Annotated in this window: 19 protein-coding genes; 15 read left to right on the forward strand and 4 right to left on the reverse strand. The window is 37.3% G+C overall.

The genetic code is table 11. The features are described from left to right. The first annotated feature begins 8 nt into the window (after window positions 1-8). The 7 genes from H6607_00720 to H6607_00750 are packed head-to-tail and all read left to right on the forward strand — an operon-like array spanning window position 9 to window position 5,252. Window positions 9-182, forward strand: coding sequence for a hypothetical protein (locus tag H6607_00720; GenBank protein MCB9260888.1), 174 nt, complete (start codon window positions 9-11; stop codon window positions 180-182). Further along, entirely contained in the window at window positions 172-1,083 is a 912-nt protein-coding gene (locus H6607_00725; GenBank protein MCB9260889.1) for a c-type cytochrome, read from the forward strand. The genes H6607_00720 and H6607_00725 overlap by 11 nt, the downstream gene beginning before the upstream one ends. Next, window positions 1,080-2,486: a cytochrome c oxidase accessory protein CcoG gene (gene ccoG, locus H6607_00730; protein ID MCB9260890.1), complete on the forward strand. Its 1,407-nt coding sequence runs from the start codon at window positions 1,080-1,082 to the stop codon at window positions 2,484-2,486. The genes H6607_00725 and ccoG overlap by 4 nt, the downstream gene beginning before the upstream one ends. Beyond that, the gene (locus H6607_00735) at window positions 2,487-2,894 is read left to right on the forward strand and encodes a FixH family protein (protein ID MCB9260891.1); all 408 of its coding nucleotides are present in this window, start codon (window positions 2,487-2,489) and stop codon (window positions 2,892-2,894) included. It begins immediately after the preceding gene. Next, window positions 2,891-3,565 (forward strand): sulfite exporter TauE/SafE family protein, encoded by a 675-nt coding sequence (locus tag H6607_00740; protein MCB9260892.1) that lies wholly within the window; start codon window positions 2,891-2,893, stop codon window positions 3,563-3,565. The genes H6607_00735 and H6607_00740 overlap by 4 nt, the downstream gene beginning before the upstream one ends. 1 nt (window position 3,566) lies before the next feature. Then, entirely contained in the window at window positions 3,567-3,725 is a 159-nt protein-coding gene (locus tag H6607_00745) for a hypothetical protein (GenBank protein MCB9260893.1), read from the forward strand. A 6-nt stretch (window positions 3,726-3,731) separates the two neighbouring features. Next, entirely contained in the window at window positions 3,732-5,252 is a 1,521-nt protein-coding gene (locus tag H6607_00750) for a hypothetical protein (GenBank protein MCB9260894.1), read from the forward strand. 12 nt (window positions 5,253-5,264) lie between these two features. On the opposite strand, the gene H6607_00755 is transcribed toward H6607_00750, so the two are convergent. Further along, window positions 5,265-6,848, reverse strand: a complete 1,584-nt coding sequence (locus H6607_00755; protein MCB9260895.1) for a PAS domain S-box protein — start codon at window positions 6,846-6,848, stop codon at window positions 5,265-5,267. Between the two features lie 737 nt (window positions 6,849-7,585). Between H6607_00755 and H6607_00760 the strand changes: the two genes are divergently transcribed. Together H6607_00760 and msrA are read left to right on the forward strand one after the other, a co-directional pair. Continuing rightward, complete coding sequence (locus tag H6607_00760) at window positions 7,586-8,038, forward strand: methionine-R-sulfoxide reductase (protein MCB9260896.1); 453 nt, start codon at window positions 7,586-7,588, stop codon at window positions 8,036-8,038. A 2-nt stretch (window positions 8,039-8,040) separates the two neighbouring features. Then, a complete protein-coding gene (gene msrA, locus H6607_00765; protein MCB9260897.1) occupies window positions 8,041-8,709 on the forward strand; it encodes a peptide-methionine (S)-S-oxide reductase MsrA in 669 nt (222 codons plus the stop codon). On the opposite strand, the gene H6607_00770 is transcribed toward msrA, so the two are convergent. From H6607_00770 to tilS, 3 genes are read right to left on the reverse strand one after another with little or no spacing between them, the layout of a single operon-like run. Continuing rightward, window positions 8,710-10,080 (reverse strand): T9SS type A sorting domain-containing protein, encoded by a 1,371-nt coding sequence (locus H6607_00770; GenBank protein MCB9260898.1) that lies wholly within the window; start codon window positions 10,078-10,080, stop codon window positions 8,710-8,712. It abuts the gene before it with no gap. A gap of 4 nt (window positions 10,081-10,084) precedes the next feature. After that, window positions 10,085-11,200 (reverse strand): T9SS type A sorting domain-containing protein, encoded by a 1,116-nt coding sequence (locus tag H6607_00775; protein ID MCB9260899.1) that lies wholly within the window; start codon window positions 11,198-11,200, stop codon window positions 10,085-10,087. Window positions 11,201-11,247: 47 nt separating this feature from the next. Next, entirely contained in the window at window positions 11,248-12,579 is a 1,332-nt protein-coding gene (tilS, locus tag H6607_00780) for a tRNA lysidine(34) synthetase TilS (protein MCB9260900.1), read from the reverse strand. 23 nt (window positions 12,580-12,602) lie between these two features. On the opposite strand from tilS, the gene H6607_00785 reads away from it, so the two are divergent. The 6 genes from H6607_00785 (at window position 12,603) to H6607_00810 (ending at window position 19,718) form a co-directional block, all read left to right on the forward strand. Further along, window positions 12,603-14,180 (forward strand): hypothetical protein, encoded by a 1,578-nt coding sequence (locus H6607_00785; protein MCB9260901.1) that lies wholly within the window; start codon window positions 12,603-12,605, stop codon window positions 14,178-14,180. 23 nt (window positions 14,181-14,203) lie between these two features. Further along, on the forward strand, window positions 14,204-14,554 hold the full coding sequence (locus tag H6607_00790) for an aspartate 1-decarboxylase (GenBank protein ID MCB9260902.1): 351 nt from the start codon (window positions 14,204-14,206) through the stop codon (window positions 14,552-14,554). Then, window positions 14,551-15,564, forward strand: coding sequence for a flippase-like domain-containing protein (locus H6607_00795; protein ID MCB9260903.1), 1,014 nt, complete (start codon window positions 14,551-14,553; stop codon window positions 15,562-15,564). Before H6607_00790 ends, H6607_00795 begins: the two co-directional genes overlap by 4 nt. Beyond that, the gene (gene rfaE2, locus H6607_00800) at window positions 15,539-16,039 is read left to right on the forward strand and encodes a D-glycero-beta-D-manno-heptose 1-phosphate adenylyltransferase (protein ID MCB9260904.1); all 501 of its coding nucleotides are present in this window, start codon (window positions 15,539-15,541) and stop codon (window positions 16,037-16,039) included. Before H6607_00795 ends, rfaE2 begins: the two co-directional genes overlap by 26 nt. Before the next feature lie 77 nt (window positions 16,040-16,116). Continuing rightward, window positions 16,117-18,984: a histidine kinase gene (locus H6607_00805; GenBank protein MCB9260905.1), complete on the forward strand. Its 2,868-nt coding sequence runs from the start codon at window positions 16,117-16,119 to the stop codon at window positions 18,982-18,984. A 2-nt stretch (window positions 18,985-18,986) separates the two neighbouring features. Then, complete coding sequence (locus tag H6607_00810) at window positions 18,987-19,718, forward strand: response regulator (GenBank protein MCB9260906.1); 732 nt, start codon at window positions 18,987-18,989, stop codon at window positions 19,716-19,718. The last annotated feature ends 7 nt before the right edge of the window (window positions 19,719-19,725 follow it).

The raw sequence follows: 19,725 nt of genomic DNA on the forward strand, positions 1-19,725 counted from the left end.
AAAAGGATATGTCAGAGTTAATTGGATACGTAAAAGGAGCTGATTTCTATTTGATTTTGTCCCTTGTCATTTTTATATTGGTATTTGTTGCGGCAACCATATATATGATAGTTATACCAAAAGAAACCGTGAAAACCATTTCAGAATTACCACTAAAAGACAGTATAAGTTATGAAAAGTAAAATGTCAAAAATAGCGGCACTCATAGCCGGATTGTTTATAACCAACGTTGGTTTTGCCCAAAGCTCGGCCGATTTGGCTGCAGCCGGAAACAACTCAATGCACATTACGCTTGCATGGGTAATAGTTGTGGTGGCAGTAGTCATGCTTTTTATAGCATGGGCTATGCTGCGAGTGGCTTCACACCTAAACCGATATGCCAAAGGCGAATTGGCAAAAGAGGGAAAAGATATTCAACCATTTTGGGAGAAAGTTTTTCAGGTTAAGCCCGTTACCAGTGATAAAGACACAGTTATCAACCACCCACACGATGGAATTTATGAGTTGGACAACCCTCCTCCACCGTGGTTTATGTTCTTGTTTTATGGCACTATTTTGTTTGCAGTAATCTATTTTATCCGTTTCAACTTCAGCGAGTCAGGATACACTCAGGCAGAAGAATACAAAGCTGAAATGGATGCGGCTAAAGCCGAAATGGATGCTTTTAAAGCTTCAAAAGGTGGAAGTTTGTTGGATGAAAGCACAGTAAAACTCTTAACGGATAAAGCCGATTTGGACAAAGGTGAGAAGATATTCAAATCAACTTGTGCTGCATGCCATGGAGAGTATGGAGAAGGTAAAATTGGTGTAAATCTTGCCGATGATTATTGGAAATATGGTGGCGATATTAAGAGTGTTTTTGCTACTATAAGCAATGGAACAAGCGGCGGTATGCCTCCACAAAAAATGGCTCTTGGCCCAGAACAGCGGCAGTTGGTATCAAGCTATGTTATTTATCTCGACGAAAAAAATATACCCGCAGGGGTAACTAAAAAGGCCCCGGAAGGTAAGTTGGAGCAAGCAGGCGGAGAGAAAACACCATCAGACAGCACAGCTGCACCCGCCGACAGCACTGGTAAATGAGTAGCGAGATACATAATACCGACAACTATAGAGAGCATTTAGCCAACGTTACCCAAAAAGGGAAACGTATTTGGATATATCCAAAAATAATAAGAGGAAAGCTATATAAAATCAGGTCATATTTGAGCTGGTTTTATTTAGCTTTCTTTTTTGCAGGCCCGTTTATAAAAATAAACGGAAACCCACTTTTACTTCTAAATGTAATGAAACGGCAGTTCGTAATTTTCGGACAGCCATTTTGGCCACAAGATTTTCTTTTGGTCGTACTTTTACTATTGAGTTTAGTGGTTTTTATTGTACTTTTTACTGTTATTTACGGAAGGGTGTTTTGCGGCTGGGCTTGCCCTCAAACCATTTTTATGGAAATGGTTTTTCGCAAAATTGAAAATCTGATAGAAGGCAATTCGGTAAAACAAAAAAAACTGAATGCCATGCCGTGGAACCGCGAAAAAATAACCAAGAAATCACTCAAGTTTGTGGCGTTTTTTGGCATATCATTTCTTATTGCCAATACCTTTTTGGCTTATATTATTGGTTGGGAAAACCTTTGGGCAAAAATAACAGGGCCATTTATGGAGGGTTTTCCTACACTTATAGGCTTGTTGATTTTTACAACGGTTTTCTATTTGGTTTTTGCCAAAGTACGCGAGTTGGTGTGCATTATGATTTGCCCTTACGGCAGGCTGCAAGGTGTAATGTTAGACCCCAACAGTATGGTGGTGGCATACGATGACGTGCGAGGCGAGCCACGAGGAAAAATTAGAAAAAATGAAAACCAAAACGAAAAAGGTGATTGTGTTGACTGTAGGTTGTGTGTGGATGTTTGCCCAACGGGCATAGACATTCGCAACGGCACACAGTTGGAGTGTATAAACTGCACCGCATGCATAGATGCCTGCGATTCGGTAATGGAAAAAATAAATAAACCATTGGGTTTGGTGCGAATCGACTCAGTAAATAATATCAAAAATAAAGTTGGATTTCGGTTTTCACCGAGGGTAATTGCCTATACGGTTGTTATGGTGTTGCTCATGGCTTCTTTTGGTTTTTTGTTAGCCAAACGAACTGATGTAGAAGCACATGTTTTTAGAAAAAGAGGTCAAACCTATTTTCAAGAGCCCAACGATACCATAAGCAATATGTATGAGTTGGGTATGGTAAACAAAACCTTCGAAAACAAAACGTATGAATTAAAAGTAACTACCCCCGGCTTTAGTGTAAAGTTTGTAGAACCAAAAAATATCATAGAAGCCAACTCGGAGGTAAATAGACTATTTTTGATAAAAAAACATAAGAGCGATTTAGAAAAGGCAACCAGCAATATTGAGATGGAAATATATATTGATGGGAAGTTTGTAAAGAAAACGGAAACTACTTTTTTAGCACCTCGTAAAAAGAAATAAATGAATTGGGGCAAAGGTTTGGCCATAGCAATGGCTCTGTTTATAGCGTTTATTGTGGTGTTGGGTATTTTTATGATGCGAAGCACCGACAGTTTAATTGACAAAGATTATTACGAACAGGGCGAAAACCACACCCAAATAATGGAAATGGAAAAATGGGGAAAAAAAGTAATCACTCCTTTTGAAAACAATGTGTTGGAAGTGCAATTTCAAGAAGATGGTGGAGTTGTAAAAACCATCGAACTCAAACATATTGCCGATAGCCGAAACGACCGCATAATAAATAACCAAAACGGCAGTCGAAAATTCGACCTGAGTGGAATGGCCAAAGGGCACTATCAGGCCGAAATAAAAGGAGAAACGGAAGGGCATGCCTTTTTAAAGAAAATTCAACTATCGATACAATGATTTGGACGGCATTTATTTTGGGTTTAGCCGGATCGTTGCATTGTGCTGCCATGTGTGGACCACTTATTTTTTCGGTTCAAGGCAAGTGGGGTGTAAAAGGAATCAATCCCGAAATTTTGCTGTATCATCTTTTTAGAGTGTTGGGTTATGTAGCCTTAGGTTTGGGATTTAGCTTGGTCAAAATTCCCATAAAATTGTTCAACGCACAGCAGTATATCGCCCTGTTTTCGGGTATTTTCTTATTGTTGTTTGTTTTTAAGAACAAAATAAAACCATTGCGTTGGTTTTTTGACGGCATTTCAAAACGACTTTCAATAGCCATGAATATGGGGCAGAAAACCAAATTTGGGCTGCCCATTCTCGGTTTTTTAAACGGCCTTTTGCCATGCGGATTGAGTTATGCAACGGCTGCGGTTTCCATCAACCAAACAGGATATGCCAACATTGCCCTCTTTATGTTTTTCTTCGGAATTGGCACACTGCCGCTGTTTTTGGTAGGTTCTTTTGCAGCCCAAAAAATAAAGTTTCAGTTTTTCAACCGCATCAATCAATACATGAAATACGCACTGGTTTTTACGGGCTGCCTACTCGTTTTAAGAGGTGCAGGCTTTGGCATTCCATATCTCAGTCCAAAAGTGCAACAGGAAAAAGTGAGTTGTTGCCATAAGTAATTTGGCTTTTCCTATTGCCTATTACGAATTAGTCTATTCCGGAAACCATTTAAACGAATGGAGACCCGAAGCTGTGGGAACGTACGCCTATTATATCAAACTAATTGATATTTTTGGAAAGGTGCAATTTCGAAGCGGGGTTGTGACTGTTTTAAAATAATCAGATATGAGAAATTTCGTAAAATCAATCTACAAGGGTGTTCTGCTTTTTGCAGCAATTAGTGTGGCCACCGTATCAAACGCTCAAGACTATGATTTAAACAATTACAAGTTTCGATACCAAAAATATAGGGGCTTAAGCTTTGATTTTTCTTTAAGCAGTGGAGGCAGACAGGAATTTAACAATTCCCAAAATGTGAAAGACAGCAGTGAAGTCTATCAAAATAATGGAACAAACAATAACGGTTTTCGCATAATGCCAACCTATTTTTTGTATGAAAATACTGACAAACTACAACGCAGCACAAGCATCTCTGTGGAAGAAGATTTTGTCGGCACATTCTCCAAACAACGTGTGCCGGGTACTCTTGACAGCCGAAAAACAGGAAGTAACATCCTGAATATTACTTATTCAACAAACAATCGATTTTACACCGGAAATCGGTTTAAATACTTCTACTTCTACTCACGCAATGGAATAGATTTGAATTCAAGTTCCTATAAAGGCAAATCAAATATAGGGGTAGATTCGAAAAGTAAAGGGCAAAGCGTGGGTTATTCTAACAATACCAATGTGTCGTACGGCTTTGGCACCGGAAGGCTAGAATATGTAACGGACGCTGTGCAGGCCATGTTTATTGCAGAAAATCTTAACCTCATAGGAAAGGAGACTCTTACAAATAACCAAATAGAAAAGGTTGCACAAGGAATAACTCAAATAAGAAATGCCCGGTATCTTGACTACCGAATTGGATATAAAACGCAACTGACCATGTTGGATAGTATTTTGCAGGCCAATGGAATATCGGGTGAAAAATCCATTGCTTATTTCACTGTATTGAGTGATAATTGGTTGTATGCCAATAGAATTGGGCGGTTTTCAGGAGCTCGTTGGACTCATTTTATCAATGTCAATGATGATTATCACTTTGTGAAATCGAATAGTTACAGCAAATCTGTATCAGAAGATTATTACTACAATGTTTATCAATCTGCAAATCCCAAAATTACCTTGAACACATCCTACTCAAATTCAACTCAAAAGTCGTTGCATGTTGAGAGAAGCTATGGATTCAATGTTCGCGGAGGCATTGTTTACAACCACATACAAGAGGCGTCTGTCAATCAATCGAGCACTCCCATAAATAAGGATTCATTAAAACTCGGAATTGGAAGTGAGTGGATGATGGCTGAGGTATATTTGGGTGGAAACTATAGTTATCTATTTCAATCTAACACGCGAAATTATTTTACTGTAAATATCTACCCATCAATAACATACAGAACTCGATTGCCGAAATATTCCGGTTCATCAACGTATCATGCACGTGTTATAGAACCAAATTTGGTCATGAGTGCTACCTACTATCATTGGTTTTCGCCCAATTTGGCAATAAATGGTAATTTTAATATTGGCACAAACAATAATCAGTTTAGTGATGCATTCGATGAAAATTGGCATGTAAAAGGCCAAAGAATTAATCCATACTACAATTTGTTTGTTGGAGTGGTGTATCAATTGTTTTAAGGAAATATGGCTTTAGGCAACCCCAATTTCAAACCCAAAAACACTGCCCTTGCCAAGTTCGCTCTTAAAATAAAGTCGTCCGCCAATAAGGTTTATGTAGCGTTTTACGATGTGTAAACCAAGACCTGTTCCTTGAACATTGCCGGCATTAGATGCCCTAAAAAAGCGATTGAACAGCTGTTCTTGGTCTTCTTTACTTATGCCTATTCCGTTGTCTTTTACTTCAATGGTTACACTATTTTGTTGTTGGCAAACACACAGCTCAATTTTGGCCTTATCACCGGAATATTTGATGGCATTGCTTACCAAATTTATCAGTGCGTTTTGGATGATAAACCGATCGGAATGCACCAGAATGTGTTCGTCATTATGAATAAGCTCAATTTGTTGTTCTGTTTTTTTCAAAATCATCATATCGTCGGTCAATTCTTTGATACTTTCTATCAAATCAAATGTTTCGAAACTGGCTGATATGCCTTGATTTTCGAGCTTTTCGAGCGACAAAAAATCATTCAGAATCATGGTTAGGTTTTTAACATTGTTGCCTATGCGTTGGGTATGTTTCGTAATGTTTTCAGTTTGATTTTTTTCGGCATATTTTTTAATAAGCGAGGCCGAACTTTGAATGGTGCTGAGCGGTGTCCTAAACTCGTGCGATGCCATACTCACAAATTTTGATTTTAGTTCATTCAGTTCTTTTTCTTTTTGAAGAGAATTGTAAATGTCCTGCTCTGCATTTTTTTGTTGGGTAATGTTGCTTTCTACCACCAAAATGCGGTTGGTTTCGCCATTTTCGTCGGTAAGAGCCACCGCTCGTACCCTAAAAATAAGGTGTTTAATGCTTATTTCGAAGTTTGTTGGATGGCCTTCAAACACGGGAAGAAGTTGTTGTTTTACATCGTTTTGCACTTCTTCGGGCAAAAGCGAAATAAAGTTTTTGCCAATTAAATGTTGCCCATTGTAGTCCAAATCTTTCAAACCCTGTCCATCGACAAACAAAAAATTAAGGTCTTTGTCCAACACATTTATGGTACCATTCGGGAAATTGTGTGCAATGGCTGCAAACATTTTTTGGCTGTCCATTAGAGCATGTTGAGCATGCACTTTCTCGGCAATTTCCTCTTGCAGAATAGCGTTGGTTTTTGCCAAAAGTTCGGTTCGTTGCTCCACCATTTTTTCCAAATTTTCGGCATATTCTTTCAGCTTGAGTTGTGCTTCTTTTTCGGTAGATAAATCATGAATAATGCCTGTAAACATTCTTTTTCCTTCCAAATTTATTTCACTCACAGCCAGTCTGAACGGAAAGGTTGTTCCGTCTTTTTTCAAGCCATTTACCTCTCTACCAATACCAATTATTTTTGCTTTTCCCGATGCCAAATAATCAGAAAGATACCTGTCGTGCCTTGATGAGTCGGGTTCAGGTATAAGGATGTTTATATTTTTTGAAAGTAATTCAAGTTTGTCAAACCCAAAAAGATTTAAAGCTGCCTGATTGATGTCTTCTATAATTCCACGTTCGTTAATGAGAATGATTCCATCAATGGCACATTCAAAAACAGATTGAAATTTGAGCAATATACTTTTTGATTCAGGCACTTTTTATTTTCAAAGATAAATGCTTTGGATTAGGCATAAAAATTTGTTTATAACCAACTTTGCAGGCAAATGTGTCAGTAAATCAAATCCAAAGCGAACTAATGATTGTTAAACAAAAAAAGATGAAATTCATAAAAAAAACGTTAGGTGCAGCCCTCGGAGTTTTGCTTCTGGTGAATTGCACAAATCAAAAACAACAAAATGCAAATGGTTATATGAACAGCACTGATTTTAAATTGAAATTGGGTAAAACATTAAAAATGGATATAGACAGTTTAAAAAACGTTAATCCAGAATATAAAGCTTGGGCAGATTCTCAGAGTTTTGATGATAAGAATTTTATGGCGAATATTCCCCAAAAGACCCAATTACAAATGGTTTCTCAAACCATAGATGGCTGGAAAATCGGCCAGCCCTACTTTGTTTGTTTTGTTGGCAACCCCGAAGATGAGTTTTATAAAAGAGCCATTGGTTTTTATAAATCATTTTCGGAAAAAATGAGAGAATTTGGTTTGCACGTGGTAGTGGTTTCAAATAAGAAGGTGCCTGAAGTTTCGGAAAATAATTTTAGGCTGGTTTCCGACCCTGAAAATAAACTTGCAGAGAAATTAAAACTCGAAATAAATATTCCTGATGGCTGGATGTCGTTCATGTCTTACAAAGTTGAGGAACTAAAAAGCAGCAGCTATGCTTTTTTAATGGGCGGAAATTACGAAGTATTAAAAACATGGGAGAGTATGGATTATACCGATTTTGCCGAACCGGTAGCTATAAAAACGCAATTGCTTCAACATCTGTTTGATATGCGGGATGGTTCGGTGCAGCGGCCATACAATGATTTGAATGACTTTGAAACGTATGTTATTGAAAATAAGGGTACAGAGAGGGCTTTTACCGGAGAGTTTTTTGATAATCATGCCGAAGGTTTGTACAGCTGCCGACGATGCAATGCCCCGCTATATTGGAGCAAAGATAAATTCGACTCTCGTTGTGGTTGGCCCAGTTTTGACGATGAAATTGAGGGCATGGTGGTTAGAAGTGTAGATGCCGATGGAAGCAGAACAGAGATAACTTGTGCCAACTGTAAGGGTCATTTAGGGCATGTTTTTTTGGGCGAAGGTTTTACCGAAAAAAACACCCGTCATTGTGTTAATTCATCTTCCTTAAAATTTTCCCCGTTAAATAAATAAAAATGAGAACAACGCTTGTTTATTTCGCACTGATTTTGATGTTGCCCTTAGTTGGGTGTTCTCAGAATAAAAAAATAAAAGAAAACAAAGTAGAAATGAGTGATTCAGAAGAAAATTTAGATACCACAGATATAAAAAATATGGATACCGCCACCTTTGGTGCAGGATGCTTTTGGTGTGTTGAGGCTGTTTTTCAAATGATGAAGGGAGTAGAAAAAGTGGAGTCTGGGTATGCAGGTGGACATTTGAAGAACCCAAGCTATAAGGAGGTTTGTTCTGGCAATACGGGTCATGCCGAGGTGGCTCGGATTTGGTTTGATAGTTCAATCATAAGCTATGAAACCCTATTGGATATTTTTTGGCATGCCCACAACCCAACCACATTAAACCGACAGGGAAACGATGTTGGAACACAATATCGGTCGGTTATTTTTTATCATAACGAAAAGCAAAAGGAAATAGCCGAAAAAAGTAAAATAGCAACCGACAGCAGTGGCTTATGGCCAGATTCTATTGTTACAGAAATTTTGTCCGTTCCCGACTATTATTCTGCCGAAGATTATCATCAAAACTATCTCGAGAATAATCCCGGGAACCCTTACTGTTCGGCAGTTGTAGCTCCGAAGGTGCAAAAAATCCGTCAGAAGTATAAAGCACTTTTGAAGGAGTGATTAGTAGAGGATAATAATTTTTCTCTCTAAAGATATTCCCTGAGGGCTAATTATTTCCACAACATAAAATCCATTGGAAGCAAATTTGCTAATATCAACCCCCTGTATTGAACCATTCAGAGAGGTTTGATATATCAGTTGCCCTATGTCGTTGACAATTTTTATTCGGTAACCATTTAGGCTACACCCCTGTTTCGAGTCAATAAAAACAAAGTCATTGGTGGGGTTCGGGTAGATTCTAATTTTACAACTTTTCTGTCCACCTCCAGAGGGATCATCAATATTTATGAACAAGGTGTCCGTGACAGAAATATATACCTTTTCATAAGTGACAACGGTATCATAGGTTGTGTACTTTATGGTGTCGTAAAGAGGAATAATGACATAGGATGTATCATATACTTTTATTTGAATAGTATCATAAACAAATTTCGTTAAATATGTTGTATCAAATACAATAACATGAGTAGTGTCGTATAAAGTAACATAGGTCGTGTCGAAAATTTGAATATGAGTTGTATCATAAACCATGGTGTGGGCGGTGTCATAAACATGAGTTGTATCGTAAAAATGATAAAAGGTAGTATCATTAATAGTTACATAATTTGTGTCAGTCCTTATGCACACTTCACCCATATATAATTTCATAACTTCAATGGGCGTAAGAACCCGATTAAATAGCATAATGTCATCCAAAGAGCCTTGATAATATCTTGGCCCTGCGTTAATTGTGCTAGAAAAATATTGGCTGTGAGCACCAAAAATCCAATGATCAGTGCCGTTGTGCTGTAAACTGTCTTTCCCGTTGGTAAAACCATACCTTTGGTGAGTTTTAGCCGTAACAAAACATCCATCTATGTAAACGTTAAATGAGTTATCTATGGCAGAGTATGTTGAGGTAAACATATGCCACTTATTATCAGCATAAGACTTATTTGTCCTCGCTGACAACCAAGCATCATTTGCCCCACCAGACAAACCGGCTTGAATGCCGCCGTTTGGTTCAAACTTGTATGCGGCTCCCCATTCCCCGCTATTTGAGTTGGCATCGTTGACCATTACTTGAATTTTGGTTGTGTCACTGTTGTACTTAAACCAAAAATTTGTTGTATTAGTGGAAACAAATAAACTTGAGTTATTCCCGCAATCAATGTAGTCTCCATTGCCATCGAAATAATAAGCAGAGCTTGTGTCACCGAAGCGGTCTGTTGTTAATGTTGCATTATAAACCGTCCCATTATTGCTGTTTGAGCTCTCGTCGTTGGCGTTGCCATTAAATGGCCAATAACCAATTAGCCCATTAGAAATTAATTGTCCTTGGGCAAAGAAATAGTTCGTTATGAGGGAAATGGTAACAATGAAAATTCGCATACAACTAGTATATAACAATTTTTTTGGTAGAAATAACGCCTCCTGATGGATCCGAAATTTCTACATAGTATATCCCTTTGGCGGTAAAGTTGGTAAGGTTGACTGTTGTTGTGGTTGATGTGATGGATGATTGGTAAATTGATTTTCCAACATTATCTCTTATTGTTAAGGAATAACCACTGGCAAAAGAGGGAATTTGAGCATCAATATAAATCAAGCCAGAACTTGGATTTGGATACACTTTAACACTTGCAAGAGATTTGTTTCCACCGGTAGAACCCACATTAAATTTGATGTATAAGGTGTCGGTAACTGCCAAACTAATGGTATCGTAATATTTTATGGTATCGTAGATGGTAACCTCTGAAATGCAAACTTCTCCAACATAAAGTTTCATAATTTCTTTTGGGGTTAGTGGGCGGTTGAAAAACATGATGTCATCTAATGAACCGTTGTAATATCTCGGTCCGGCATTGTTGGTAGAAGAAAAATACTGGCTATGAGCACCAAAAATCCAATGATTACTTCCATTGTGAATTAGACTGTCTTTGCCTAGTTTAAATCCGTATCGTTCATTTGTTTTGCCTGTAAAGAAACAGCCGTCTATATAAAGTGCAAAGTAGTTAGTTTTTGCATTATATACACTGGTAAACATATGCCAATCATTATCTGCAAATGATTTTTTTGAGTTAGCTGAAATCCATGCATCGCTTGAGCCTCCACCCATCCCAGACAAAATCCCCCCGGTTGGATCGAATTTAAATGATGCACCAAATTCACCATTAAGCGAATTGGCATCGTTTATCATTTCTTGAATTTTTGTTGTATCGCTGTTGTATTTGAACCAAAAATTTACTGAATGCGTTGAAATCATCAAACTTTTGTCATTTCCACAGTCTATATAATCCCCATTCCCATCGAAATAATAGGCGGAGTTGGATATTCCAAATCTATCGGAGGTAAGTGTTGCTCCAGTAACAGTGCCATCATTGCTGTTGGTGCTTTCATCGTTGGCATTGCCATTAAAGGGCCAATAACCAACCAACCCATTGGTAATTATTTGGGCATTAGAAAAAATGGAAGTAGCCGAAAGTATAAGTAGAATTAGAATGCGTTTCATATTGTTACTTTTTAGTGTGTTGAACATTGATACGAATATATACAAACTTATTTTTTTAAATCAATTCTAAATCTCCCAAAGGTTTTTTCTGTTCTCCCTCTTGCTGAAAATCTTAGTTTTTCGGACGTATTTAATCCTCCAATCCAAATTATTTCGTTGTCAGAATCACAAAAAACGGGAATGTTCTTTTTGTCGAACAATGCAATTTTGTTATCAACTAATATATCGCTCACTAATTTTTTGCCTTTCATTCCAAATGGTTGAATTTTGTCTCCTTTTTTCCATGCTCTCACCAATATCGGGAGTATAGTTTTATTCATGTCAAAAAAACAGGAGCAACAGTCGGAAAAGTCAACTTCTGATTCCGGTATTTTACTAAACTCAATTTGCACATTTTTCCATGTATAAATACCGAGAGTGTCAATTTGGATACTTTCTTCTGATGATTTTAGTGGTTTTATGAAATAACATTCACGGTCAATATTCAGTTTGTGGGTGTGCGAATGGTAAACGGAACCTACAGTTATGTTTTGAGTAATTTCGATACATTGGGCAATACTAAAGCCAAAAGTGTTTAACAAATCATACAACACTAAATGGCTTTGTGGAAAACGTTTAATCTCTACTTTTGGAATTTTAAACTGTTCGCCTTCTTCTATCAAAAGCGGTCTGATTTTTTCGCTTAATAGAAAATTGTAAAGCTCAATATGTTCGGTCACTTTTTGGCTGTTTTTAAAAACAATTTCCTCAATATTAGGTTCAATTTTGGTCAATACGGGCAGCAATTCTTGTCTTAGTTTATTTCTCAAATATTTGTCTGAATCATTGCTCGAATCATTGCGATATTCCCAATTATTTTTGGCGGCAAAAGTTCTTATTTCGGAAGAAGTAAAGCTCAATAATGGACGGATTATTTTTCGATTAAAATCATGCCCTATGCCTTTAAAACCGTGGATACCGCTACCTCTAATCTGATTGATAAAAACCGTTTCGAGATTGTCAGTTTTGTTGTGAGCTACGGCCAAATACAAAAAGTTATGTTCTCTTAACAGCTCAAAAAACCAATTGTATCTCAAGTTTCTTGCAGTTTCTTGTATGGTTTTCTTTGTTCTTTTGGATTCTAATTGTGTGTCAAATGACTGAATGAAATAAGGAACATCGAGTTTCTTGCAAAGCTCGATGACAAATTTTTCGTCACCATCGCTTTCTTCTCCTCTTAAACCAAAATTGCAATGTGCCACCGAAACGTCAATACCAATGGTTTTCATCAATCGCAAAAGCACTACGCTATCAGCCCCACCACTAACGGCTACAAGAATTTTGTCGGATTTTTTCAAACCGAGGTCATTAAAAAGTATTTGCTCCAATTGTTCTTGCACTATTTTTGCCGCTCTGCAATTGTATGAGATTTACAAAAATCGTATTTTCAACGGTCATTTGGTTGGCTTCTTTCAAAATTGCTTCGGCACAGCAACGAAGCGTTATAGAACTTTTGGATGCTGAGTCTATTGAATTTGACCAAGATTTTGTAGATGCCGAGCGGGTAAAGGGGCATGTAAAGTTTAGGCAAGACAATGTGTATATGGATTGCGATAGTGCTTATTTTTACAGAAAGCAAAACCGAATTGAGGCCTTTGGACACATTTATATTCGCCAACAAGATACGCTGAACCTTTGGGGTGATTATGCCGAATATGACGGCGACAAAAAGATTGCACATCTGCGAAAAAATGTGCGATTGAAAGACCAACAAATGGAACTGACCACCGATTTGTTGCAATATGATTTGAACACGAAGACAGGATATTATACCACCGGAGGCAAAATAAACAATGGGCAGGACAAGCTGGAAAGTCGCATAGGTCGCTATCATAGCCGGAGCAAGGAGTTCTTTTTTAAGGATAAAGTAAAGTTAAACAATCCGGAATATACCATGACAAGCGATACGCTGCGATATAACACGGTTTCTAAGGTGGCCTATTTTTACGGGCCAACCTATATTAAAAGTAACGAAAACACGATTTTTTGCCGAAATGGGTGGTATGATACCCGCAACAACACCAGTCAGTTTAGCAAAGGAGCCTGGATAAGCGGAAAGGATAATAAACTCATAGCCGATAGTTTGGCATACAACAGAAACACGGGTGTTGGACAGGCATTTCGCAACATTACTCTTATAGATACGCTTGAACAAATAAAACTACGGGGAGAATATGGCATTAATTACCGAAATGAAAAAAGGACGTTGGTTTCTGGCAACCCGCTGGCTATAAAATATTTAGACGGAGATAGTTTGTTTTTGAAGGCTGACACGTTGATTGACATAACCGAAACTGACGGCGACAGAAAATTGCTGGCCTTCCATCACACCAAAATCCATAAAACCGATATGCAGGGTGTTTCAGATTCGTTGGTTTATAATTTTACTGATAGCACCATTAGTATGTTTGGTCAACCAATTATTTGGACAGAAAACAATCAGGTATCAGGTGATACAATAATTGTTTACAGAAAAGTAGGAGGGTTAGATAAAATGCACATTTTAAACGATGCCTTCATCGCCTCGCAAGAAAAAGAGGATGCGTTTAACCAAATCAGTGGCAGAAATATGTTTGCTTATTTTGTTTCAAACAAACTGAATAGGGTGGATGTGAAAGGCAATGGACAAAGCATATACTATGCAAGAGAAGAAGATTCGAGCTACACAGGTGTAAACCATATTATTTGCAGCGATATGCTTATTTTTTTGGAGAATAATAAGGTAAATGAAATAACCTTTTACACAAAACCAAGCGGAGGGTTTTATCCTGTAAACCAGCTTCCAGAAGATAAAAAACGATTGCCAGATTTTGAATGGCATGATGACAAACGACCCACTTTGCAACAGTTTTTGGAGCAAAAACAACAACAAGAAGACAATTTGCCCGAAGGAGTAAAAGACTTAAACGGCAACAGAAATAAGCCTATTCCCAAATTTTAAAAACAACTACCTTTGCAGCCGAAATGATGATAGAAGTCCTAAAATCGAAAATTCACAACGTAAAGGTTACACAAACCGAATTGCGGTATGTGGGCAGCATAACCATTGATGAAGATTTGCTGGATGCCGCCAATATGATTGAGGGAGAAAAAGTGTTGGTTGTAAACAACAACAATGGCGAGCGTTTGGAAACATACATCATAAAAGGTGAAAGAGGTAGCGGTATGGTTTGCCTAAATGGGGCTGCCGCAAGAAAAGCCCAATGGGGAGATCAACTCATCATTATTTCATTTGCACACATGGATTTTGAGGAAGCCAAAAGGTTTACCCCATACATTGTTTTTCCGGATGCCAATAATCGCATAAATCATTGAAAAAAAGTACGTTAGATATTCTTAAAAAGATATTTTACCCTGTGTTGGCCATCGGCCTTATGGTTTGGGTAGTTTATAAAATTGAGGATAAAGAAAGTGCTTGGAATGCCATAAAAGAAGCCAATTATTTATGGGTTTTGTTGGCAGCCTTTGCAGGCTTTTTAAGCCATTTAATCAGAGCAATACGCTGGAAAATGCTGATTGAGCCATTGGGTTATGAGTCACGAATAAAAACCGGGTTTTATGCCATCATGGTTGGTTACATGGTTAACTATGTGACACCCCGTTTTGGAGAGGTAATGCGGTGTGCTTTAAAAAACAGAACCGACAAAGTGCCAATTGACAAACTTGCCGGAACTGTGTTTACTGAGCGGGTTTTTGATTTGATTATTACAGCCTTGATTACTTTGGCCGCCATTATTTTTCAGTATGATTTAATTTGGAATTTTTTGGTTGACCAATTCAATCAAAACCAACAAAATGGGACTATAAAACTGATTATTTTGGGTGCATTGCCTTTAATGGGAATAGTGGGAATAATTATTTTTAACAAAATAAAATCAAAAGAAATAGCAAATCCCGTGGTTAAAAAGGTAATTGATTTTATATCAGGGTTGCTGGATGGAGCCAAGAGTATTTTTAAACTAAAAAGGCCTTTTCTTTTTATTTTTTATACACTGGCTATTTGGTTCATGTATTTAATGGTTTCATACCTAATCTTTTTTGCGGTTGATGGGACTTCACATTTAGGGATGGATGCAGCCCTTACCACACTGATAATGGCAACAATTGCAGTAATAATACCAGCACCAAATATTGGTGGATTTCATTATTTTGTTCCATTAGGTTTGGCTTCGCTGTATGGCATAAATAAAGATATTGCAACCAGCTATGCTATTATATCCCATGCCAGTCAAATGCTGATGATTTGTATAATTGGCGGTATTTCGTTTTATCTTGTAGGAATAGAAGAAAAAAGAAAAAATGTCATTGCACAGAACATTGATTGATTCAAAAATTGTGAATCAAGAGTCGTTGGTTCAAAAAATTTCGGATTGGAAAAAGTCGAATTTAAGAATCGTATTTACCAATGGTTGTTTTGATTTACTGCACAAAGGTCATGTTGATTATTTAGCAAAGGCTGCTGATTTAGGCGATGTTTTAGTGGTTGGTTTGAATTCGGATGCTTCCGTTTCAAGACTAAAAGGAAAAAACAGACCTATTCAAAATCAAGATAGTCGTGCAGCCATAATGGCATCGCTTGAGTGTGTTTCGGCGGTGTGCATTTTCAATGAAGAAACACCTGAAAATTTGATACAAAAGGCAAAACCTGATGTTCTGGTAAAGGGAGGAGATTATACAATTGAGACCATTGTTGGGGCAGATTTTGTTTTGAGCCGTGGAGGAATGGTAGAGACCATACCATTTCTCGAGGGGTTTTCTACCTCGGCTATTGAAACCAAAATATTACACTCAAAAAAATGATTCGGGGTGTCAACATCAAATTTTATATTTGAGGGTTGACAAAAAAAAATAGGCATATAACCCAATTAGCTTTGCTGGTGATTTGGCTTTTAGCAAACACCACCTTCGTTTTTTCGCAAGAAACAAGATACGTCAACTATACAGTTGAAGACGGTTTACCGAGTGCTGAAGTATATTTTGCCCAAGAGGATATAAACGGATATATGTGGTTTGGCACCGATAGAGGTTTGTGCCGATATGACGGGTATAAGTTTACAACCTTTACCAGCGAAAATTCTGCACTAACCAGCAACACTATTTTTAAATGTTATGAAGCCCCAAATCATGATTTATGGTTTACGTGCTATGATGGGAGTATTGTGGTGTATGATATAGATGTTGGTAAATTGATTCAAAGCCCATTAACAGAGCATCTACAGAGTATTCGATGGTGGACAAAACGTTTAGAATTCAGGGGCGATTTTATTTATGTTCATTTAGTTTTTGATACACAAGGTTTTTATGAGTATTCCACTTCTAAAAAAACGTTCCGAAGAATAGAGTTCGATGAAAATAATATAAGTAATCCAATCAATATTGCAGGAGCTGATTTTTCCATTCGAAAAGATAGGGTTTTACAGGATATATACCTCTACAATTACCCCTTGAAAGAGAATTTTTTCCTGACTGAATTCAGTTTGAAAAAAGATAGCATGGTCTATTTTTTTAATCAAACAACAGTAATGAAAACCGACGGAAAGACTGCTGAATTTGTGGCTGAACTAGATGGGAAGGTCAATACACTTTTTGATTATCAAGGCCAATTGATGGCTGCAACAGAAAAGGGTATAATTAATTTTTCGCAAAAGGACAACTTGCCCATATTGCCGGATGTTAAATTTACATATGTATTCAAAAGCACCGACGGCATAGTTTGGGCAACAAGTTTAAACGCTGGAATTTTTTCTTTTCCACTGCTAAGTTTTAATAATAAAAAAATACAGTTTCAGGATTATAATGATTTGAACACTGGTAAAATAACTTCATTGAAGGCCGTTTCAAACAAACTCATTATTGGCACCTCAGAAGAAAAAATTTATCAGTATTCGGATGTTGGAATGAGGCAGGTGATTGATAAAGTTTATCACAGACCCGAAAGGCTTTCCATTTTGCAAATCGATGTGCGTGGTGATGAATTTTATATAACCGGTCAGTTTAAATACAGGCTTATAAACAACAATTTTACACCACAAAGAATTCATCATCACAGTGCCGGAATCAATTTCCCGCTCAGAGGAGGAAAGATTATTTGTACAGGTTATTCTCCTGGATACATAGTGTTTGGGGGTGCAAAGGATTCGGTCAATGTTGAAACTGAAAATGAAAGATTGATTTGTGTAGATCAGGATGAAAACGGAGTTGTGTGGTTTGGTGGATTGCATGGGCTTTGGTTTGCATCTGAAAACAACCTGACAAAGCCTCAAAGGTTCACAGAATATCAACCACTTAAAACACGAATTAACAATGTTGTGCACAGTAAACAGAATGTCATTGTTTTTGGAACAAGTGCAAACGGATTGATACTAAAAAAGGGAAATGACTACATGATACTAAATCAAGAAAGTGGTTTAAATAGTAATTTTATCAATAGTCTTGAGTTCGAAAACGACAGCATCCTTTGGGCCGGAACCAACAAAGGCATTAGTAAAATTTTACTTAAACCTTCAATATCTCAGTCCAAAGTACTTTTTAGCATGAATACCGATGATGGTCTAAAGTCAAACTTTATAAATGCACTTACCGTTTGGAATGATGAACTTTGGATGGGCACTGATAAGGGATTACAATACTTTAACCTTAAAAATTTAGTACCTACCAACGTCGCACCCCGCCTCAATTTAGAGCGAATCATTGTGGCACAGCAGGATAGTTTTACCTTTTCGGATAATGTTTTTCAGTATTATCAAAACGATATTTCTATTCAGTTTGTAGGAATATGCTTTAAGAAGCCTGTTGGCGAATTTTATAAGTATCGGCTTATTGTTGATGGTGATACTTCTACAGCTTTTACTTTTACAAACAACACCCAGGTAGATTTCTTTAACCTATTGCCCGGGAAATACCGATTTGAAGTTTTATGCCGAAATAAAAATGACCTGTGGAGCGAGGCCAAAGTGTACAATTTTACAATAGTCCCACATTTTAGCGATACGCTTTGGTTTAAGTTATTGATGACTTTTATTGGGCTGGTCATAGCAGGCATTGTCATCTATTGGCAATACCGAGAAATAAAGTCGAAAAATGAAAAGCTAAACCAGATTCGTGAACTTCAGTTTAAGTTTAAAGATTCGGAACTTGCCACCTTGCGAAGCCAAATGAATCCACACTTTGTGTTTAATGCGTTAAACTCAATTCAGTCATACATTTTAGATAATAACACAAAAATAGCGGCCAATTATGTGCAACGATTTTCATCTTTGATGCGTGCCGGGTTGGAATATTCACGTTCAGAATACATTGCTTTAAACAAAGAGATGTCGTTTTTGGATAATTATTTGACCATCGAGCAATTGCGTTTTCCGGATAGATTTACATTCAAAATAGAATTGTTGGGCGATTATGATGCGGAAGACTATTTGGTGCCACCCTTATTGATACAGCCAATTGTAGAAAATAGTGTGAAACATGCCTTTAAACCAGATGAAACCAACGGAAAAATTCTTATTACATTTGAACCAAGAGAAAACTATGTGTTGTGCACGGTTACTGATAACGGAGTAGGAATTAATTCGGGAGGCACAACAAGAAAGGTAAAACATCGTTCATTAGGTATTGAAGTGGTGAAAAACCGCTTAGAATTGCTTGGCAATGAACATTTTAAACCCTCCATAAACTACACCGACCTGAGCGAAGAAAATGAAAATATAACTGGAACAAAAGTGGAAGTGACTTTACCTATTGGTTGATTATGCGTGTAATATTAGTTGATGACGAGATTAACAGTATCAAACTTTTAAAAAACTATTTGGCCGACTACGATGAAAACCTAAAAGTAGTCGGTGAGTTTACAAACCCTGAAAAAGCTATTGAGGAAATAAATTTATTAAAGCCGGATTTAATTCTACTGGATATTGAAATGCCCCAAATTAGTGGTTTTGAACTCATTGAGCGGGTAAATTTGTCGAACACCGAGATTATTTTTATAACCGCCTACGAACAGTATGCTATTCGGGCAATTAAATGTTCTGCAATAGATTATATTTTAAAACCCATTGATTTTGAAGAACTTAAAAATGGTTTGGACAAGGCTAAATTATCGCTTCAAAACAATTCCCTACGATTGGAAGCACTCAAAGATGAAGCCCACAAAGAAACTCCTGATTATATAGTCATTCCGTCACGTTCAGAATACCTAAAACTATTTTTGAGCGATGTGCTTTATGGCGAAGGTGAAAGGGGAGGATACACTACTTTTTATTTAAAGAATGGTTCTAATGTAGTGGCTTCCAAATCATTAACTTTTTATGATGAGCTTCTGGTTCCAAATAACTTTTTAAAAGTTCAACGAGCTGTTATTGTCAATTTGGATGAAGTAAAATCTTTCAATGAACGAGACAGGCAATTGATTTTTAAGAACGGAAAAACGGTCGGAGTCTCCGATGGGAAGCGAAAACATCTGCTGGAGTACTTCAAAAATTAAATCTTTT

The sequence above is a fragment of the Flavobacteriales bacterium genome (genome assembly GCA_020635395.1).
In the GTDB taxonomy this organism is placed as follows: Bacteria; Bacteroidota; Bacteroidia; order NS11-12g; family UBA9320; genus UBA987.